Here is a 19017-nt window from a genome sequence, read left to right on the forward strand (position 1 = left end):
TTAAAAGTTTGCCTGCACCCCGGATTTTGACTGAAATATAATCGAAAAATTGCATTTATACCAGCATTTCTGAATGGCAAGCTAATAAGCATTTTTTGTAGCTTTGCAAAGAAAAAGTGCATAATTTTGCAATCCTGCCCGCCTATTGGTAGGATTAGTCCTTTTCATGCTTGCCATTAATGGTACATGGATATAATTCTGACACGAGAGCAAGATAATGTTTCTCAAGTGAAAGAATTTGGGCAGTATGCAGATTTACACTAATTTTCCACCGGATGCCATGCAAAACAGCCTGACGCGCAAGCCTATCGAAATCAAGATTTCTACTGTTGTTGCTGTTGCAATTTTGCTGCATGACTCCGCTTTCCCTGTGCTGGAAGCCGCATTGCAGGAAATGACTGCAGGTTCGCCCGATTTTTTTGATGACGAATTTGCAGTCATCGATGTGGAAGCAATTACTGAACAGGCGCTGGACTGGAATGCCCTGATCCCACTGTTCAAGTCGCATGGCCTGAACCCGGTTGCAGTGCGCCATGCGCGTGAAGAAGATCATGCCACCATACGTGGGCACGGTTTGAGCATAGACGTGGTCAGCAAACCCAGGGCAGAGCCTGAACTTAAAGTTGATGCACAAGTTGAACCGCAGCCGGCCCCGGTAGAAGTCGTCGCTGAAGTAGCCCCCGTCCCTGCACCCGTTGCAGTTGAACCACAGGTCATCATCCGCAATATGCCTGCCATGGTGATCGATACGCCAGTGCGTGCTGGCCAGCGTATCTATGCGCGCGGGGCTGATCTGATTATCACAGCGTCGGTGAATAATGGTGCTGAAGTGATTGCCGATGGCAGTATCCATATTTATGCGCCTTTGCGTGGTCGCGCCCTGGCTGGGGCGACGGGAAATACAGAGGCCAGGATTTTTGCCTTGTCCATGGAAGCCGAGCTGGTTTCCATCGCCGGGATTTACCGTACGTTTGAAAACGGTTTTCCACCGTTACTGCCGCATCATCCGGTTCAAGTTAAACTGCTTGGTGACAGTATTGAAGTATCATCAGTGAAATCAGCAGGTTAATCTGCAGCTTGTACTGGAGATTAGCAGCCTCAATTTTCAGTATCTTCGGATAGATAAAAGGAGTTATTTGTGGCAAGAATCATCGTTGTGACATCCGGTAAGGGCGGCGTAGGCAAGACCACTTCCAGTGCCAGTTTTTCTTCTGGCCTGGCCATGCGCGGACATAAAACCGCCGTGCTGGACTTTGACGTGGGCCTGCGTAATCTTGACCTTATCATGGGCTGTGAACGCCGCGTCGTGTATGACCTGGTGAATGTCATCAGCGGTGAAGCGACGCTGAACCAGGCTCTCATCAAAGATAAGCACTGCGATAATTTGTATATTTTGCCAGCATCACAGACCCGCGATAAAGACGCCTTGACAGAAGAAGGCGTGGAACGCGTGCTCAATGAGCTGATCAAGATGGATTTTGAATTCATCGTCTGCGATTCGCCTGCCGGCATAGAGCGCGGCGCCGTCATGGCGCTGACCTTTGCTGATGAAGCCATCGTCGTGACCAACCCTGAAGTCTCGTCGGTCAGGGATTCTGACCGTATCCTGGGTATCATCCAGGCCAAGTCCAAGCGTGCCCAGGCAGGTGGAGAACCGGTCAAGGAACATCTGCTGATTACCCGTTATTCACCAAAAAGGGTGGAAGCCGGTGAGATGTTGTCTTATACCGATGTACAAGAAATCTTGCGCATCCCTCTGATTGGTGTTATTCCTGAATCCGAAGCAGTACTTCATGCATCTAATCAAGGTAATCCTGCCATTCACATGAAGGGTAGTGATGTTTCAGATGCCTATGAGGACGTGGTTTCACGCTTTTTGGGCACAGAAGTACCTTTGCGTTTCATTACTTACGAAAAACCGGGGCTGCTGCAACGCATTTTCGGAGGCAAATAATATGGCTCTGCTTTCATTTTTATTTAATACCAAACCTAAAACCGCCAATATGGCGAAGGAGCGCCTGCAAATCATCATTGCACGCGAGCGCACGGGCCGTGAGGGTGGTTATGATTTTTTGCCGGCATTGCGCGAAGAACTGATCGCCGTGATTTCCAAATACACCAAGGTCAATCCGGAAGACATCAAGGTCTCCCTGGATAAACAAGGTAACCTGGAAGTATTGGATGTAAACGTGGTTCTGCCGGAACTAGAATTACGTAGTTGAGATCCAAATTGTATTGCATTGCTGAGACGAGCAATGCAAAAACAAAGAAAAGTAATAAATAAGCAATAAAATTTGTAATTACCGGATTCCTTTGTCGAAAATTTGTAACAACAAGTAAGATGTGTTTTTTTCACATTTTTTCACATTTACTTATTTTTTCACTTGCTTTCGATATAATGGAAGTTATTCCACTTTATTTGCCGGACATCAACGGTAACATCCCATGAGAATCGCTGTACTTGACGACGACAATAATTTGCTCGAATTGGTCTGCACCATATTGAATGCAGCCGGTCATACGACTCACCCTTTCCTGAGCGGGAAAGAGATGCTGCATCAATTGCGCAGGGAGAGTTACGACATGCTGATACTCGACTGGCAAGTGCCTGACCTGAGTGGCACTGAGATCTTGCACTGGGTGCGCGAAAAACTCTCGCCTACCCTGCCGGTGCTGTTCATGACCAGTCGTTCTGGTGAAGACGATATCGTGGCTGGCCTGGCTGCCGGTGCTGATGATTACATGATCAAGCCCATACGCCGCAGTGAAATGGTGGCGCGGGTACAGGCTTTATTACGTCGTGCCTACCCTACCCAGGCAGCGTCCGAGCATCTGCAATTTGGCATCTACAAATTTGAAACCCGCGCTGGCCGCGTCAGTGTCAATGAAGTACCGGTAGAGATGACACAGAAAGAATTCGACCTGGCCCTGCTGCTGTTCCGCAACCTTGGTCGCCCGCTGTCCCGCGCCTATATACTGGAAGCAGTATGGTCACGTGATGTGGATATCCCTTCCCGCACCATGGACACGCACATCTCCCGAGTACGCAGCAAGCTGGAATTGCGACCGGAAAACGGCTACCGCCTGGCGCCCGTCTATAGTTACGGTTACCGCCTGGAACAAATGACACCAGAATAAACACCTCCGGGGCAGCCAAGGCTGCCCCGGAAAGCTTTTCCCAACAAGGAGTCCCGCATGAGACTAAGCCCCCCCCTACTCTTGCGACAAATACCTAACTGCCTGATATTAAGCCTGGCCCTGGCAACCCCTGCCTATGTCTTTGCCAACCAGCCTGCGGCTACCCCGGGCAGTTTCATCAATACCCCGCCAGACATGACTTATTTCGCCCTGCAAGGCGATACCCTGTCCGCCATCGCCAAGCGCTACACAGAAAAAACCAGCAACTGGCAAATCCTGGGCAAACGTAACAATATAGGCAATGACAGGACCATACCCATAGGTACAGCCATCCTGATACCTTTGGAGTTATTGCCGGAAGAAGCCAGTGAAGCCAAGGTCATCGCCATGACTGGCAACCCTGCCTATAAAGCCGCCGATGGCACGACAGGCAACCTGGCATTGGGTAGCGTTTTGAAGGAAGGTGCGCAAATCAGCACCGATAAGAACGGTTTCCTGACCCTGTCCTTGCCGGATGACTCTCGTATATCCATCCCATCGAATAGCAATGTCAGCCTCTCCAGGCTGCGCAAAACCAAATACACAGCCAGCCCGCGCACTGAAGTCACGCTCTTGCAGGGCAAGGTAGAGTCACGCGTCTCTTCGCTGGTCAGTAACAAGGGCCGCTTTGAAGTACGCACCAATCTGGCCGTGGCCGGCGTACGAGGCACCAATTTCCGTGTAGGCGTGAATGATGACGGGATCGCCAATGAAGTGCTGGAGGGCGGCGTTGCAGTGAATAACGCACTCGCCAAGAAGAAGGATGAACTGGTGTTGACCGCAGGCAAGGGGAATATCATTTCTGCGACAGGCATAGGCAAGGCTGTCGACTTGCTGCCACCACCACAGATGAATGACAGTTATTTGCAGCAAGAACGTCCTACCCTGCAATTCCAGGTGGAAACCACGCCAGAAGCGGCGGGCTATCGCGTGCAAATTGCCAAAGACAAGGACATCATCGATGTTCTGGCAGAGAATCGCTACAAGGAAAACCGCTTCAAGTTTGATGGCTTTGCCGATGGCAATTATTTTGTACGCATCACTGCCATCGACAAGCTGGGCCTGGAAGGTCTGCCTTTGGTCAAAGCTGTGACTTTAAAAGCGCGCCCCGAACCACCTTTCACTGTGCAGCCTAAAAACAAGGTCAGGGCTGAGCGTCTGGATTTTGCTTGGACCGAAGCCAGCAATGCCGTCAGCTACCATTTGCAATTGGCCAGGGATGCAGGATTCAAAGACTTGCTGATCGATAAAGCTGATCTCAAGCAAGTGCAGTTCAGCGCCGATCGCCCCAAGGATGGTGAATATTACTGGCGCGTAGCAACCGTGGCGAGCAACAATGGTAAAGCGGATCATGGCCCCTATAGTGACGTACAGAAATTCAGCGTCTTGCCGGTCACCAGCCTGGCACCACCAGACGAGGGCAATGGCAATCAGCTGTCCTTCAGTTGGGCATCCGAGCCGGGTCAAAAATTCCTGATACAGATCAGCATGGATGCCGGATTCAAGAAGCTGTATCTGGACAAGGAACTCGACAAGGCCGAGCTGAAGATCAATCGTCCTGAAGCAGGGACTTATTTCATCCGGGTACGCTCAACCGACCCGGATGGCTATGTCAGTGCTTTCACCGCCACCCAAAAAATCACCCTGCTGCCACGCTGGACCAGTGGTGATGGCACGGCGATACAAAGCGGTGGCGGGCCGGTAGGTACCAATTATTGAGATATTATTGAGATACAATCACATAAGGTCAGATCAATAGCATCACTACATGAAAAACAGCCACTTACAAGTAGAACGAATTGCACTACGGGAGTGGCTGGTTCTCAGTACCATAATCCTCCTCTTCACCACCGGCCTTTTGTATTACAAGGCGCTGGAGCGGGCTGACCTGGTCTTGTATGACAGACTCATGCAAGTCAATTCCCGCCCGGCGCGGGATGACATCATCATCGTTGGCATAGATAGCCATAGCCTTTCTGAGCTGGGCAAGTGGCCCTGGCCGCGCCTGCGTCATGCAGAACTCATCAAGCAAATCAGCGCCGCCCAGCCGATTGCCATAGGCATGGACTTTGTATTTACCGAAGCCGAAGAGCGCGATGAACAAGCCAAAAATGGTGACCAGCAACTGGCAGAAGCCATCGTCCGCAGCAATAACGTGGTTTTACCCCTGATTTCAGAAAATGCTGGCAGGGGCTTGATGACCGTGCGCCCCACCCCCTTGCTGGCTAGTGCGGCACGCCAGCTGGCCCATATCAATCTGGAGCTGGACAAGGATGGAGTGGCCCGCAGCGTGTTTTTGCGCGAAGGCATGAATGGCGAGTGGTGGCCACATTTTGCCCTGGCCCTGGCTGACATAGGCAGCAAGACCACGCCAGGGACCGAGACTGATTTACCCGGTGAGCGTCTGACAGCAGCTGTGCGCAATGCACCGACCGAGCCTGGCACCTGGCAGCGCGATTATTTGATGCATATCCCCTTTGCTGGCAGCAGCGGGCACTTCCGTACCGTGCCCTATGTCAGCGTCTTGCGGGGTGAGGTGCCAGCCGACTTTTTCAAGAATAAGTATGTCCTGGTCGGGCCGACGGCAAGCGCCATGGCCGACTCCTTTCCCACCCCAGTGTCAGGGAATGAAGGCATGATTTCCGGTGTCGAGATCAATGCCAATATCCTCGCTGCCCTGCTGGACCAGCACAGCATACGGACAGCGCCACCTGCCTATCTCTACCTGTTCAATTTGCTGGCAGTCGCACTGGCCTTGATGGCTTACCAAATGTTATCGCCGCGCAAGGCCCTGCTGGCCACTGCCGTGGTGGCAGTCATAGGCATCCTGGGCAGTTGGGCCAGCCTGCGCTATAGCGGCTATTGGGCAGCGCCAACCACTGCCTTGCTGGCACTGGCACTGGCTTATCCTTTGTGGAGCTGGCGCAGGCTGGAAGCGGCAATCCGCTTCCTGGCAGAAGAGTTCAGGATACTTGACCAGGAGCCGCATCTCTTGCCCGAGTTTATCGATGATGATGAAGAACAACCCGGTCGCGCCCTGACCGATACCCTGGAGCAAAGCATCAATGCCATGCGCGAAGCTGTCGACAGGGTGCGTGACTTGCGCCAGTTTGTCAGTGACAGTCTGGCCAGTCTGCCCGATGCCACCATGGTCACTACCACCGATGGCAATGTCTTGCTGGCCAACCAGCCCGCCCTGGCTTATTTCGCCAGTATAGGCATGCCCAAGGTGCATGATGCCCTGGTCCCCTATCTGTTTGCCAAGATGTCACCACCACAAAGCGGTGAATCCGGTCTGGATACCAGCTTTAGCTGGTGGGATTTGCTTGATATCAAACATAGCAAGGCCATGTCACAAGGGATAGAAGTGCGCGACCCGCAGGGCAAGGATTTGCTGATCAAGAGCGCACCGAGTTACAACGGTGAAAAGCAACTGGTAGGCTGGATAGTCAGCCTCATCGATATCACCAGCGTGCGCGCAGCAGAGCGCAGCCGGGATGAAACCCTGCATTTTATCTCCCATGACATGCGTGCGCCGCAGGCCTCTATACTGGCTTTGCTGGAATTACAAAAAGATGCGGCAACCGCTTTGTCTACAGAAGAATTCATGTCTCGCATAGAAAAAGCTTCACGCTCCACCCTGGGCCTGGCAGATAATTTCGTGCAACTGGCGCAGGCAGAGTCGCAGAATTATCGCTATGAAGAAGCCGACTTCCAGGACATCCTGCTGGTAGCGACAGAAGAAATGTGGTCGCTGGCGCGCAGCAAGAATATCCGCATACAAACAAAAATCCAGGATGAAGAATTCCCGGTCCTGGTAGATCACTCCCTGATGACCAGGGTGTTGACCAATCTGCTATCAAATGCCATCAAATACAGCCCTAGAGATACCACGATTACCTGCTCACTGATACGTGAGCAACACCTGGCCGATTCCGTCATCGTCTGCTCCATAGCAGACCAGGGTTACGGTATTACCAGGGCAGACCAGACCAAGCTGTTCCAGCGCTTCCAGCGCTTCAAGACCAATGAACAACCCAGGAATGATGGCATAGGCCTGGGCATGGTCTTCGTCAAGGCGGTTCTGGACAGGCATCAGGCCAGCATAGATTTTACTAGCGTGCCTAACGAGGGTACGACCTTTAATGTGCGCATCCCTGCCGATCTGGATTAAGAAGCAGGCATGCTTGCCAACATTATTGCAGCAATGCATTCTTACTCATTTGCATGTTGCAAAAATAACATAATTCAGCAGTAGTAGAGTCTCTTGATATGCATCAAACAGCGCGGCTCGAGAAAATGCTCATGCAACGCGCTATAATGGAGGCTTATATCCTCCCCAAAAGCTTACTTTCAGCGTATTTCAATGCAACTGTCTGCCGTAGGCCTCAACCACACGACCGCGCCGCTGTCCTTGCGCGAAAAGGTCGCCTTCTCGCCTGAGCAAATAGCTCAGGCCGTGGTGGCTGCGCGTGCCTGGTTTGGCCGTGATGGTGATATGGCAAGACATGCCAATGAAGCAGCGATCCTGTCAACTTGCAACCGCACTGAACTGTATGCCGCCTGTAAAGGCGACAATGCTGTCGATACCGCTGCCCACTTTTTGGCAGATTTCCACAAGCTGCCCTACGCAGATTTGCGTCCGCATTTATACACCCTGCCGCAAGACAATGCGGTCAGACATGCTTTTCGCGTTGCCTCTGGCCTGGATTCCATGGTCATAGGCGAGCCGCAAATCCTGGGGCAAATGAAAGATGCGGTGCGCCAGGCAGAAGCCGCTGGTGGCCTGGGTACTTATTTGCACCAGATGTTCCAGCGCAGCTTTGCTGTCGCGAAGGAAGTACGCACTACCACAGAAATAGGCGCGCACAGTGTCTCCATGGCTGCCGCTGCGGTCAGATTATCACAACGTATTTTTGACAAGATTGCTGACCAGCATGTCTTGTTTATCGGTGCGGGCGAGATGATAGAGTTGTGCGCCACCCATTTTGCAGCGCAAAACCCCAAGTCGCTGACGATCGCCAACCGTACGCTGGAACGTGGCGAAGCCCTGGCCCATCGTTTCAGCGGCAAGGCCATACGCCTGGCAGACTTGCCACAGCAACTGGCGCAATTCGATATTATCGTCTCCTGTACGGCCTCGTCCTTGCCCATCATAGGGCTGGGTCTGGTGGAACGTGTGGTCAAGGCGCGCAAGCACCGCCCCATTTTCATGGTCGACCTGGCAGTGCCACGCGATATAGAACCAGAAGTCGCCAAGCTTGATGACGTATTTTTATATACTGTTGATGATCTGGGTACGGTTGTGCAAACTGGCCTGGAAAGCCGTCAGGCTGCCGTTGCCCAGGCAGAAGCCATCATAGAAACCCGCGTGCAATCCTTCATGCACTGGGTCGATGGCCGTGCTGTCGTGCCAGTCATACAGGATTTGCATGAAAGCAGCGAGCAACTGCGCCTGACAGAACTCGAACGAGCACGCAAGATGCTGGCACGCGGTGATGATATAGACGCCGTACTCGAAGCACTGTCCAAGGGCATCACTGCCAAATTTCTGCATGGCCCACAACAGGCTTTGCACCAGGCCAGCGGCGATGAACGCGCCCGCCTGGCAACCTTGTTACCTCAATTATTCCGCACCAAGCGTTAGCGACCGCTACGCTGCTGGCCTGTCCGCGTAAGCGCGGGTTATAGGCACATCTCATCTGGGTCAAACTGACCCGCCTTATCATTAGCCTTATTCGCTATACAGCAAAAGAGTACATCATGAAACCATCAATGCTACACAAGCTGGACCAGCTTGCCGAACGCCTGGACGAAGTCGGCCACCTGCTCATGCAGGAAGGTGCTACCAACGACATGGACACCTACCGCAAACTCAATCGTGAGCATGCCGAACTCGATCCGCTGGTCGCCCTGTACAACAACTACAAACAGTCCCAGGCCGATATCGCCGAAGCCGAGCTCATGCTCAGCGACCCGGACATGAAGGCCTTTGCGCAGGAAGAAATCGAAGCCGCCAAGAACACCATGCAAACACTGGAAAGTGATTTGCAAAAAATGTTGTTACCCAAGGACCCGAATGACGAGCGCAATATCCTCATGGAAATCCGCGCTGGCACGGGTGGTGATGAAGCCGCCCTGTTTGCCGGTGACTTGCTGCGCATGTATATGCGCTTTGCCGAGCGCAACCGCTGGCAGACTGAGATCGTGTCCGAATCGCCATCGGAACTGGGTGGCTACAAGGAGGTCATCGTGCGCCTGGCTGGCCAGGGTGTCTATTCCAAACTCAAATTTGAATCCGGCGGCCACCGCGTGCAGCGCGTACCCGCAACAGAAACCCAGGGCCGCATCCACACCTCGGCCTGTACTGTTGCCGTCATGCCCGAGGCGGATGAGCTGGCGGACGTGGTCATCAACAATGCTGACCTGCGCATAGACACCTTCCGCGCCAGTGGTGCCGGTGGTCAGCATATCAACAAGACTGACTCCGCCGTGCGCCTGACGCATATCCCTACCGGCATTGTGGTGGAATGCCAGGATGGCCGCAGCCAGCATCAAAATAAGGCTCAAGCCATGCGCGTGCTGGCGACCCGCATCATGGATGGCCAATTGCGCGAGAAGCAGGCCAAGGAAGCAGCGACTCGTAAAAGCCTGATAGGCTCAGGCGACCGTAGTGAGCGCATACGTACCTACAATTACCCGCAAGGCCGCATGACCGATCACCGTATCAACCTGACCCTGTACAAGCTGGACTTCATCATGGACGGTGAACTCAATGAGCTGACGACCGCACTGGTAGCAGAACACCAGGCAGAATTGCTGGCTGAGCTGGGTGATGATTGACACAACTGTTGCAGCCTATCCATCAGGTAAAACATGCTTTCGCGTAATATCATGATTTTTTGATTGCGCAATGGCAGTAAACTGTCGGATACTCGCTGCCACTATCATGTGATGCAGAACTAAAACATCGGGCCTGCATCCAATACCTATACTTTCATCGCGTTCACCATGAATCTGTCGAAAAAAATTCTGCTGTCGGTTGCTATTACTTGTGTAGGTTTGCTGGCGGCTGCCATGTATTTGCAAATCGTCGAAAGAATGCTGCCTTGCCCCTTGTGTGTATTCCAGCGCTACGCCTTTGCCCTGATCGCGATTTTCTGCCTGATTGCGGTAGCAACGGATGGCATCCTGCACCGTCTCACTACCGGCATGGCTTTATTATCTGGCCTGATCGGTGCAGGCGTCGCTGGCAAACATGTCTGGATACTCGAACACCCTGCCCTGTCTTGTGGCATAGATCCACTGGAAACCGGCTTGAACAGCATTTTCCTGGCGCAATGGTGGCCAGCCATGTTCAAGGCAGATGGCCTATGTGAAACCCCTTACCCACCTACCCTGGGTTTGTCCTTGCCAGCCTGGGCAGGCATATTCTTTATATTATTTAGCCTGACCCTGTTGATTGTCTTGATACGCAATCAAAAAACCCAGCGCGGCATGTTTGGCCCCTCACGCTAATGCTGGACTGGCTACAGCCTGGCATCACCCTGGCTGGCTGTGAAAACGCCAGCCCGCTGGAACGCATAGATACCCGCCTGCTGCTCATGCATGGCCTGGGATTGACACGCATACAACTGATTACCTGCTCAGAACAGGCGCTGGATGCCAGTCAGGCCCAAGTGCTACGCGAACTATTCCAACGCCGCCTGCATGGCGAACCAATCGCCTACATTGTCCAAGAACGTGAGTTTTTTGGCTTGAATTTCCATGTCACACCCGATGTCTTGATTCCCCGGCCGGATACTGAACTACTGGTGGAATTGGCGCTCAAATATGCCCCACCCGATTCCAGCTTGCTTGATCTCGGCACAGGCTCAGGTGCCATCGCCATCTCAGTAGCACATCAAAGGCCGGACCTCACCGTCTGCGCCCTGGATATCAGTCCGGCAGCATTGGCTGTCGCGCAAGAAAATGCCAGGCAGCATTTACGGCCAGGCCAACTGGAGTTGTTACAAAGCGACTGGTATCAGGCGGTTGCAGGAAGAAAATTTAATACCATCGTCAGTAACCCGCCCTACATCGTCAAGGGCGATCATCACCTCAGTGAAGGCGACCTGCGTTTTGAACCCCTGAGCGCCTTGACTGATCATGGCGATGGCTTGAGTGCTTATCGTAGCCTGATCAATCAGGCGCATTTACATTTGCAAAGCAGGGGCTGGATCTTGATGGAGCATGGCTATGACCAGGCAGAAGCTGTGCGTGATTTACTGACAAGGGCTGGACTTGTAAAAGCGCAAAGCTGGAGAGACCTGGCGGGAATAGAGCGGGTCTCTGGCGCGCAATTGCAGAAATAAAATTGGCGCGAACTGCGCCAATTTTCATTTGGATGAAACCGAATCTAGTTCCTAGATGGGAAAAGTCCTTGCGTCGCGATGATGTAGTTCAACCCCAGATAAGGTTGCATATTGGAAATTGTAGCACTTGATTCGACAGGCACAGTCAAAGGTGTGTCGCTACCAGTATTTGAGTTAGTGACACTACCAGTGCCCGTTACTGTGGTTGTTACTCCACCCAAAGTTACAGGCGTTGTAGGCTGAGTGCTGGCAGGCAAGTAAATAGCAGCACCAGATTGGCCACCCGAAGTGCTCGTCAGTCCACCATTATTTGCCACTGCTGCCAAACCACCATTTACACCTGTACCAACGTTTATCGTCGTCAAAGCTGACATGCCAGCCATATCTACACTTGCTGCATGCGTATGTGAAGGCAAATTCGCTGTTGTCAGTGCGACAGTTGCCGTACCACTAGAATTCACCGTTGCATTGTTGCTGCCAGAAAACTGACCTTGTATCACCGGGTCCAGTCCAGGCCCAAATCCTTGGGAACCGACGGCCACACGACCACGCAAGTCTGGCAAGCCAAAAGTGTTTACACCATCCCCACCATAGTTGGTTCCAAGCAAAGAAAACAAGGCCTGATTCTGAGCAATAGATAACAATTGCCCACTACAAAATGCCCAGCCAACTGGCGCAAAATTAAATGCAACAGGCATGATCGTACCAACAAATACATTCATTTCTTACTCCAGGTTAGCTTGCGATTGAATGACACAGTCCTACAGTCAACTGCCACTGTATTATTGATAAAAAATGGTGCAAAAGATTGCACCATTTTTCCTAAATGAAACGTGGTTTAGTTCCTTGAGGGGAAAATACCTTCCATCGCAATAATATAGTTCAAACCCAGGTAAGGTTGCATATTAGAAATTGTTGCACTCGATACAACAGGTACTGTCAATGGTGTGCCGCTACCGGTATTTGAGTTAGTCACAGTTCCCGTGCCCGTTACCGTGGTTGTTACACCTCCTAAAGCTACAGGAGTTGTAGGTGGAGTACTTGCTGGCAAATAAATAGCCGCTCCAGACTGACCACCCGCAGTGCTGGTCAAACCACCATTATTTGCCACTGCTGCTAGGCCCCCATTCGTCCCGGTACCAACATTGATCGTTGTACTCGCCGTCAAACCGCTCAGACTCAAACTAGCCGTGTGGGTATGTGAAGGCATGTTTGACGTGTTCAACGTAATCGTAGCAGTACCGTTAGAAATAACAGTTGCGTTATTTGAACCTGCCTTCTCGCCTTGTGCCACATTGGCCAAGCCCGGACCTTGTGCTTGCGAACCAACAACTACACGACCACGCAAATCAGGTATCCCAAACGTGTTTTGCCCATCGCCGCCATACATGGTGCCCAGCAAAGCAAACATGGCAGAATTTTGTTGGATAGGTACTGTTTGCCCATTGCAGAACAGCCAGCCACGTGGAGGATAATTAAAACCTACGGCCAATATGGTTCCCATAAATGCATCCATTGCATACTCCAATTAAGTTAATGTTTAAACGAGGACGGTGCCAACTATTCTGTATCCAGCCACAATGAGCAGGGCTTTTATGTCGACCTTTATTCTTTTGCCTTTTCATATCCAAACAACAAATAATTTCAAAAAAAGCAAACCAATTCTACAACTCTTATATGCAAATAACACTGCAATTGTTTTCACGCAACACTACTTAACATATTTTAACTTTCTGACGTAAGCTCTCTAATTTCGAATAAATTTCTGTGCAGTGTTGCATGTACTGAAGTTCCATCCCATGGGTCTGAAGTCGTGCCGATTGCGGGTCACCGGTAAAACTGATATGCCTGTTTTTTGAATGCAAGCCCGATCTTGCTTTTAGCTTCTGCATTTCACGGTCTTCGCATTCAATTTGAAATAGAGCCAGTAATTCTTCCCACAAAATCCCAGGCAATTGCGGATAGTTCAACAAGATCAGGTTTGCAGTCAAAGCATGCTCATCAGCAGAACGAAACATACTGCTTAATACGCTGGCTGCATATAAATCGAAATCGCCAGGAAGCATGTGTTGCGCGTCAGGCTTGAGCCGTGACGTGTTCAACAAACCCGGTATCATCTGTGGGCCACGCTGGCGTCGATGCGAAGCCAGGACAGCGGCGGGCTCCCTGTACAAGAATACGATGGGGATATCTGGATAGGCCGACCGTACAAAATCGACCCAGGGCAAATGCCAGCTATCAAATTTGATAAAGAAATGCCTCTCTTCCATATGACGTTTTTGCCCTAACGCTGCAATCAGATGCCGGAATATAGAGACCGCACCTGGCAAGTCATGGTGTGCATGATGGTAGCGAAAAAAAGCATCTATCACTGGCGGTTCAGACATGACTATGCACTGTGGCAGCGAGGCCAGCATTTGTGTCAGCAAGGTCGAACCGCAGCGTGACACATGAAATATAAACGCCGTTGGCCCAACCTGCGTCAAGTCCTGGACTTGCTCAGACAACAGCGATAGTGGCGTCTGGCATAACTGCCTTTGTTCACGGTTTTGCTGGTTCAGTGTGTCGAGAAAAAATGATTCGAGAAACCTGTGCAATCCCACATGACGCCAGCACAAATCGCCTGTTGACGTATCGATCGCTACGGGGAACCACCCTTGCATGGAAGCCAGTTGTTGATAGTCAATCTGCTGGCCGCGCAACAATGCTCTCTCTTCAGCTTCAAAGCCGGGTTTGCTTGCCATGGTATTCCCATCTTGTTAATCTGTGACTTGATGTCCGAGCCTGATGGACTCAAGGCGATGGGCGATTTGCAAGCCAGCAGCCTGACCACTGGCGCGCAGCATGGCGATCACCTCATGCACATTGCCATCATGGATGGCAGGATCATCATATTTAGGTTGAGGTCTTGCGATCCACCCTGCTGCAAGAAATACTTGCTCCAGCCAGGCATTGCTGACGCAATCAAGCATCAGATGTACCCTGGCAAATGGGCCAGGATTAACAACACCATGCAAACAGGCTGCATTCAGGTACCAAGTATCACCTGCGGAAAAATGCACCTCTTCGCCGTCAATTTTAAACAGGACATCAGGTGTCGTAGTAATTGGTATGTGGAGGCGCGTAATACCATCTTCCAACGAGGTGCCATCGTCCCGGTGCTCCTTGATCATGCCGCCAGCCTGCAAGGCCATCAGACGCACCGACGTTTTTTCACATTGGAAAAAATCGATGACTTCGCGCATATATGGACAGCCTTGCATCAAGACCGTGTCCTGGAAATTACCTTCATTGACCGGCATGATGTGATCAATACGCCCATCGACTGCACGCAAGGGCAGGCATAACCAGTCCTTGACATAGGCATTAGTGTTGAAATGGCGTATCCATTCAGAGGCTTCAAGTTGCACCAGCTCAGCACGTAAGCGCGGCAAGTCAAATGAATATGGCAGCTTCAGATAAGAACTGGGGGAGCGACCAAATTCAGCCATTGCACTGACCTGCCAATGAAAAGTTTATGCTGTCAAGGTGGCTCGCAGGCAATGCATCATGTAAATCGTCTTGAGCGGCCCGTGCCTTACCACGCCAATGCATTTGTTCGAACAAGTGATCGGCACTGTGCACTACGAATCCCATCTGCAAATACAAACCCCGTGCGACAAAATTGGTTTGCTCCACTGCCAGACTGATGCCTATGTCCTTGCCCTGCGCCTCTAGTTGCATCGCATTCAGGATTATCCTTGCTATTCCTTGCCTTTGGGCATGAGGGGCGATTGCAATATCAATCAGCCGCAAATCTGTCTCACCTGTATCAATAATGATACGCCCGGCACGCTGACCAGCATCCTCGATGATGAAATGCACTGCCTCAGGAAAATTCATCCTGATGCCTTCCATTTGCACATGCTGTTGCATTTTGATCATTTTGGAAATGAAGGCCGCGTCCATAGGCATTTGCCGCAGATCTTCGCGGCGACTGGCGTACAACACATCCAGGAAAGACTGGTCATCACCACTGACTTCGCGCAATTTAAGCGTACCCGGTAATTTGTACACAAGCACTCCCAAGCTGGTTAAAATAACATGCTTGTCATCCTGCCTATGCTTGCGTTTTCTTGCAAGTGAAACTTTTATCATCGTCTCCTATGTCTATTACATTTACACAAGTACACCCCCTTATTGGTAACAAGTTCCAGGTTCAAACCACGATAGGCGAGATCGAACTTGAATTGCTGGAAGCAGAAGAACGTCCTCGCCGGGGCTTGCCCGAAAGCTTTCGCACTCCGCTGTTATTGATTTTTGCCAGCTCCAGCAAACTGGCTCTGGCCCAGGACAACTATATCGTCGAGCACCCTGCACTGGGAAAAAACATCTGGACCATCGCCCCGGCTTTGCCCGATCATGCAAAAGGACAACATCAGCGCCTCCACGAGGATGGTGGAGCTTGCCTCTACTATCAAGTGTTGTTTAACTGATTTAGTTTCCTCAAGAAAATAAATTTCTTTCCTCTATTGCCGCATCTAAATTTTTCATCTGAATTGATCAATAAATTAGCAGCTTTTTTGTTACATTTGATCGCAATCAGATTTTTCAATGCTAGTATTACAGTTAATTTTTTAACACTTGACAATTTAACTTCTTTTGACAATTGAAATTACTCTTCAAATAAGAAACATTATTTAGCATGCTCTTTTTTGGCACGCTGTACACAACATGTCGTCTGCTCTGTTTCGTATCGGGTAACTGCTAGCTCCCGATTTTTTTTAGCTCATCGGTGGTGCCTGTATGCCTGGAAGTGATCAAACAGAAAGTTATTCAGAACCTGCTACCAATGTCGTCAAGACTTGGTGGCTCAGTGGCTTGCCTGGCGCTGGTAAAACGACACTGGCGCAAAGCCTGGCAAACCATTTGCGTGAGCAATACATTGCAGTCTGCGTACTCGACGGCGATGAAATCAGGCAAGGTTTGTCAAAAGACCTGGGTTTTAGCCAGGCTGACCGCGAAGAACAAAGTCGCAGGACGGCAGAAGTTGCCCGCCTGTTGAATTTGAATGGCATCTCTGCCATTGTTGCCCTAGTTGCTCCAAGCTTGCGTGGACGCGCTCTGGCGCGAGAAATCATCGGCAATGACAAATTTGTCGAGACCTATGTATCAACTCCTTTGCATGTTTGCCAGCAGCGTGACCCCAAGGGTTGGTATGCCAGGGCAAAATTAAATCCTGCATTGCAGTTGACAGGCGTCTCCTCACCCTACGAAGCACCCGCGGCAGCTGAATGTGTTATTGATACCAGCCAGACTGCATTACCAATCGCAATTCAACAACTCTCTTCCTTCCTGAAAGCGTAAACAACAGATGGCGCAAGCTAAATATCATTTCATTTCAGGACTTCCCAGATCAGGGTCAACCTTACTCGCCGCGATTTTGCGCCAAAATCCCAGATTTCAGGCAGGTATGAGCAGCCCAGTCGGCTCGTTTGTTAATTCCCTGCTGTCGCTCGTGAGTGCAGGGAGCGAGTTTGCTTCACAAGTCGATAATGCTCAAAGAAAAAATCTGCTGTGTGGCTTGTTTGATTCTTACTATAAAAATGAAACAGACAAAGAAGTGATTTTCGACACTAACCGCATGTGGTGCGCAAAACTGTCAACCATACTGGATATGTTTCCAGGCGCAAAGATCATTGCATGTGCACGCAATGTCGCATGGATAATGGATAGTATCGAACGTCAATTTCGCAGTAATCCCTATGAAAATACCAAGTTGTTTGGTAACAATATGGGGCGTAGCACGGTGTACCAACGCTGTGAAGGTTTGGCGCAACACGAACAACTGGTTGGATTTGCCTGGGCAGCACTAAGGGAGGCTTTTTATGGTGAAAACGCAAAGTCCATACTCGTCATTGACTATGAATTGCTGAGCCAAGTTCCAGAAAAAGTCATGCCTCTGGTGTATGACTTCATAGGCGAACCCCATTTTCAGCATGATTTTAATCATGTTGAATACGATGCTCCCGACTTTGATTTGCAACTAGGTATACCAGGCATGCACAGAGTCAAACCCAAAGTCGAATTCACCGAAAGACGGACAATCCTGCCACCAGACCTTTTCGACAAATACTCAAAAATGAGCTTCTGGACCGATCCTAGCGGTAGTGCAGCAAATGTCATTGCGCCTAAAATAAATAGCAAAGGAAATGAAGCATGAGACACTTCGACCTCAACGGCAAATCCGATCTGAGCATTCAACAAGAGCGCCTTGATGATAGCCAATTGGCTACTTCTTTCAACTCATTTAATCCTGAACTAGTTATCAAGAGTGATCCACTGTTGGGTCAGACAATACAAAGTCCGCCTGCATCTGGCGCGAAAATGCGTACTGAAGTTATTTTCATTGAAGATAATGTCAAAGACCTCAACACATTACTGCAAGGAATCAGTCATGATAAAGAAATTCATATTCTTGATTCCACAAAGGACGGGCTGAAACAAATTACGGACGTATTGACGGGCCGCACAGGTATTGATGCACTACATTTGCTTTCATATGGCAAAGAAGCTTCAATTAATCTTGGTTCCCTCATTCTGGATGAGTCCAATCTGCGGTCGCATGCAACAGAGTTAAATGCCATTGGAAAAAGCCTGAATGAAGGCGCAGATATTTTGCTGTATGGCTGCAACATCGGTGCCAACACAGGCAAAAATTTTACTGACCAGATAGCAGCGCTAACTTCTGCCGATGTTGCTTCATCAAACGACTTAACTGGCAGCAAAATCTTCAATGCAAACTGGAATCTTGAAGTCAAACACGGCAATATCGAAACAGCCGTTGTCGTTGATCAGAAGTTGGCGGCACTCTATAGCAATGTACTGGACATTGCCAGTGCAACGGTTACATTCACTGCTGGCGCAAACTTCGTTTCTCCTGGTAATAGAACCAATGCATCCGGCGATATCATCTACAAAGTCAATGGTAATTCAAATTACCAGTTAAAAATTGATGGCGCAGCCAAAGGTGTTTACACATATTCAAACCCAGGCACATATGCACTGTTGGATGCCAACCCTGGTACTGCAGGAAATAATGAAACTTCGGTCGTCTTCTCATTTGTTGGTGGAAATTTGTTTACCGCGAACTCCATCAAGGTTGAGAACTATGTACTTAATTATGCCGCTCAAAATTTAGTGTTCAAAGCCTATGACGCAAGCAATAGCCAGGTTGGTACCACCAAAAATTTTACGACGAATGCTGGCACTAACGGATCGCCACAAACCGTCGATTTCAGCACTTCCGGTTTCGTCAATATCGCATATATAAAAGTAACAGCAACTACAAATAGCAACCAAATTCACTATTTGGCCATTGATGATTTTTCTTTATCCAATATACACGCGGTTCCTACTGTCACCTCAGCCACCTATGACGCCAGCACTGGCATATTGACCGTCACTGGTACTGGCATGACTACGGGTGACACCATTGATGTCACCA

General features: G+C 50.3%; 19 protein-coding genes. 14 read left to right on the top strand and 5 right to left on the bottom strand.

What is annotated here, in order from left to right; all coding sequences use genetic code 11:
* The first annotated feature begins 247 nt into the window (after nucleotides 1–247).
* The 10 genes from minC (at nucleotide 248) to prmC (ending at nucleotide 11531) form a co-directional block, all read left to right on the top strand.
* Nucleotides 248–1069, top strand: a complete 822-nt coding sequence (gene minC, locus ACO0LC_RS22780) for a septum site-determining protein MinC (RefSeq protein ID WP_423007414.1) — start codon at nucleotides 248–250, stop codon at nucleotides 1067–1069.
* 69 nt (nucleotides 1070–1138) lie between these two features.
* On the top strand, nucleotides 1139–1954 hold the full coding sequence (minD, locus tag ACO0LC_RS22785) for a septum site-determining protein MinD (protein WP_423007416.1): 816 nt from the start codon (nucleotides 1139–1141) through the stop codon (nucleotides 1952–1954).
* A 1-nt stretch (nucleotide 1955) separates the two neighbouring features.
* The gene (gene minE / locus ACO0LC_RS22790) at nucleotides 1956–2222 is read left to right on the top strand and encodes a cell division topological specificity factor MinE (RefSeq protein WP_110258154.1); all 267 of its coding nucleotides are present in this window, start codon (nucleotides 1956–1958) and stop codon (nucleotides 2220–2222) included.
* A 223-nt stretch (nucleotides 2223–2445) separates the two neighbouring features.
* Nucleotides 2446–3138, top strand: coding sequence for a response regulator transcription factor (locus ACO0LC_RS22795; protein WP_110258153.1), 693 nt, complete (start codon nucleotides 2446–2448; stop codon nucleotides 3136–3138).
* 57 nt (nucleotides 3139–3195) lie between these two features.
* Nucleotides 3196–4896 (top strand): FecR domain-containing protein, encoded by a 1701-nt coding sequence (locus ACO0LC_RS22800; protein ID WP_423007418.1) that lies wholly within the window; start codon nucleotides 3196–3198, stop codon nucleotides 4894–4896.
* A 49-nt stretch (nucleotides 4897–4945) separates the two neighbouring features.
* Complete coding sequence (locus ACO0LC_RS22805) at nucleotides 4946–7351, top strand: CHASE2 domain-containing protein (RefSeq protein WP_423007420.1); 2406 nt, start codon at nucleotides 4946–4948, stop codon at nucleotides 7349–7351.
* Between the two features lie 192 nt (nucleotides 7352–7543).
* On the top strand, nucleotides 7544–8824 hold the full coding sequence (hemA, locus tag ACO0LC_RS22810) for a glutamyl-tRNA reductase (RefSeq protein WP_423007422.1): 1281 nt from the start codon (nucleotides 7544–7546) through the stop codon (nucleotides 8822–8824).
* Nucleotides 8825–8940: 116 nt separating this feature from the next.
* A complete protein-coding gene (prfA, locus tag ACO0LC_RS22815; protein ID WP_423007424.1) occupies nucleotides 8941–10020 on the top strand; it encodes a peptide chain release factor 1 in 1080 nt (359 codons plus the stop codon).
* 168 nt (nucleotides 10021–10188) lie between these two features.
* Complete coding sequence (locus ACO0LC_RS22820) at nucleotides 10189–10695, top strand: disulfide bond formation protein B (protein ID WP_423007426.1); 507 nt, start codon at nucleotides 10189–10191, stop codon at nucleotides 10693–10695.
* Complete coding sequence (gene prmC, locus ACO0LC_RS22825) at nucleotides 10695–11531, top strand: peptide chain release factor N(5)-glutamine methyltransferase (protein ID WP_423007428.1); 837 nt, start codon at nucleotides 10695–10697, stop codon at nucleotides 11529–11531. Before ACO0LC_RS22820 ends, prmC begins: the two co-directional genes overlap by 1 nt.
* A gap of 44 nt (nucleotides 11532–11575) precedes the next feature.
* On the opposite strand, the gene ACO0LC_RS22830 is transcribed toward prmC, so the two are convergent.
* The 5 genes from ACO0LC_RS22830 to ACO0LC_RS22850 all read right to left on the bottom strand — a co-directional run bounded on the left by ACO0LC_RS22830 (nucleotide 11576) and on the right by ACO0LC_RS22850 (nucleotide 15587).
* Nucleotides 11576–12253: a phage tail protein gene (locus ACO0LC_RS22830; RefSeq protein ID WP_423007430.1), complete on the bottom strand. Its 678-nt coding sequence runs from the start codon at nucleotides 12251–12253 to the stop codon at nucleotides 11576–11578.
* A gap of 116 nt (nucleotides 12254–12369) precedes the next feature.
* Complete coding sequence (locus ACO0LC_RS22835) at nucleotides 12370–13035, bottom strand: phage tail protein (protein ID WP_423007432.1); 666 nt, start codon at nucleotides 13033–13035, stop codon at nucleotides 12370–12372.
* A gap of 211 nt (nucleotides 13036–13246) precedes the next feature.
* Nucleotides 13247–14275 carry a sulfotransferase gene (locus ACO0LC_RS22840; RefSeq protein ID WP_423007434.1) on the bottom strand — a complete coding sequence of 343 codons (1029 nt, stop codon included), beginning with the start codon at nucleotides 14273–14275 and terminating at the stop codon, nucleotides 13247–13249.
* A gap of 15 nt (nucleotides 14276–14290) precedes the next feature.
* The gene (locus tag ACO0LC_RS22845) at nucleotides 14291–15022 is read right to left on the bottom strand and encodes an aspartyl/asparaginyl beta-hydroxylase domain-containing protein (protein WP_423007436.1); all 732 of its coding nucleotides are present in this window, start codon (nucleotides 15020–15022) and stop codon (nucleotides 14291–14293) included.
* The gene (locus ACO0LC_RS22850) at nucleotides 15015–15587 is read right to left on the bottom strand and encodes a GNAT family N-acetyltransferase (protein WP_423007438.1); all 573 of its coding nucleotides are present in this window, start codon (nucleotides 15585–15587) and stop codon (nucleotides 15015–15017) included. The genes ACO0LC_RS22845 and ACO0LC_RS22850 overlap by 8 nt, the downstream gene beginning before the upstream one ends.
* A gap of 89 nt (nucleotides 15588–15676) precedes the next feature.
* On the opposite strand from ACO0LC_RS22850, the gene ACO0LC_RS22855 reads away from it, so the two are divergent.
* The 4 genes from ACO0LC_RS22855 to ACO0LC_RS22870 form a co-directional block, all read left to right on the top strand.
* Nucleotides 15677–16006, top strand: coding sequence for a DUF6916 family protein (locus ACO0LC_RS22855; protein WP_423007440.1), 330 nt, complete (start codon nucleotides 15677–15679; stop codon nucleotides 16004–16006).
* Nucleotides 16007–16316: 310 nt separating this feature from the next.
* Nucleotides 16317–16877 carry an adenylyl-sulfate kinase gene (gene cysC, locus ACO0LC_RS22860; RefSeq protein WP_423007442.1) on the top strand — a complete coding sequence of 187 codons (561 nt, stop codon included), beginning with the start codon at nucleotides 16317–16319 and terminating at the stop codon, nucleotides 16875–16877.
* A 7-nt stretch (nucleotides 16878–16884) separates the two neighbouring features.
* Nucleotides 16885–17733 carry a sulfotransferase family protein gene (locus ACO0LC_RS22865; protein ID WP_423007444.1) on the top strand — a complete coding sequence of 283 codons (849 nt, stop codon included), beginning with the start codon at nucleotides 16885–16887 and terminating at the stop codon, nucleotides 17731–17733.
* Nucleotides 17730–19017: DUF4347 domain-containing protein (locus ACO0LC_RS22870; protein WP_423007446.1), on the top strand; the 1288-nt coding region annotated here is incomplete at its 3' end. The genes ACO0LC_RS22865 and ACO0LC_RS22870, both read left to right, overlap by 4 nt.

It is taken from the genome of Undibacterium sp. JH2W (genome assembly GCF_049340425.1).
Lineage (GTDB): Bacteria > Pseudomonadota > Gammaproteobacteria > Burkholderiales > Burkholderiaceae_D > Undibacterium.

Excerpts from the sequence above, each read along its gene's own strand:
- ACO0LC_RS22805 (WP_423007420.1), top strand. The coding sequence starts at position 4,946 with ATGAAAAACAGCCACTTACAAGTAGAACGAATTGCACTACGGGAGTGG.
- cysC (WP_423007442.1), top strand. The coding sequence starts at position 16,317 with ATGCCTGGAAGTGATCAAACAGAAAGTTATTCAGAACCTGCTACCAAT.
- ACO0LC_RS22820 (WP_423007426.1), top strand. The coding sequence starts at position 10,189 with ATGAATCTGTCGAAAAAAATTCTGCTGTCGGTTGCTATTACTTGTGTA.
- hemA (WP_423007422.1), top strand. The coding sequence starts at position 7,544 with ATGCAACTGTCTGCCGTAGGCCTCAACCACACGACCGCGCCGCTGTCC.
- ACO0LC_RS22795 (WP_110258153.1), top strand. The coding sequence starts at position 2,446 with ATGAGAATCGCTGTACTTGACGACGACAATAATTTGCTCGAATTGGTC.
- minC (WP_423007414.1), top strand. The coding sequence starts at position 248 with ATGCAGATTTACACTAATTTTCCACCGGATGCCATGCAAAACAGCCTG.
- minE (WP_110258154.1), top strand. The coding sequence starts at position 1,956 with ATGGCTCTGCTTTCATTTTTATTTAATACCAAACCTAAAACCGCCAAT.
- prmC (WP_423007428.1), top strand. The coding sequence starts at position 10,695 with ATGCTGGACTGGCTACAGCCTGGCATCACCCTGGCTGGCTGTGAAAAC.
- ACO0LC_RS22835 (WP_423007432.1), bottom strand. The coding sequence starts at position 13,035 with ATGGGAACCATATTGGCCGTAGGTTTTAATTATCCTCCACGTGGCTGG.
- ACO0LC_RS22840 (WP_423007434.1), bottom strand. The coding sequence starts at position 14,275 with ATGGCAAGCAAACCCGGCTTTGAAGCTGAAGAGAGAGCATTGTTGCGC.
- prfA (WP_423007424.1), top strand. The coding sequence starts at position 8,941 with ATGAAACCATCAATGCTACACAAGCTGGACCAGCTTGCCGAACGCCTG.
- ACO0LC_RS22830 (WP_423007430.1), bottom strand. The coding sequence starts at position 12,253 with ATGAATGTATTTGTTGGTACGATCATGCCTGTTGCATTTAATTTTGCG.
- ACO0LC_RS22800 (WP_423007418.1), top strand. The coding sequence starts at position 3,196 with ATGAGACTAAGCCCCCCCCTACTCTTGCGACAAATACCTAACTGCCTG.
- ACO0LC_RS22845 (WP_423007436.1), bottom strand. The coding sequence starts at position 15,022 with ATGGCTGAATTTGGTCGCTCCCCCAGTTCTTATCTGAAGCTGCCATAT.
- ACO0LC_RS22855 (WP_423007440.1), top strand. The coding sequence starts at position 15,677 with ATGTCTATTACATTTACACAAGTACACCCCCTTATTGGTAACAAGTTC.
- ACO0LC_RS22865 (WP_423007444.1), top strand. The coding sequence starts at position 16,885 with ATGGCGCAAGCTAAATATCATTTCATTTCAGGACTTCCCAGATCAGGG.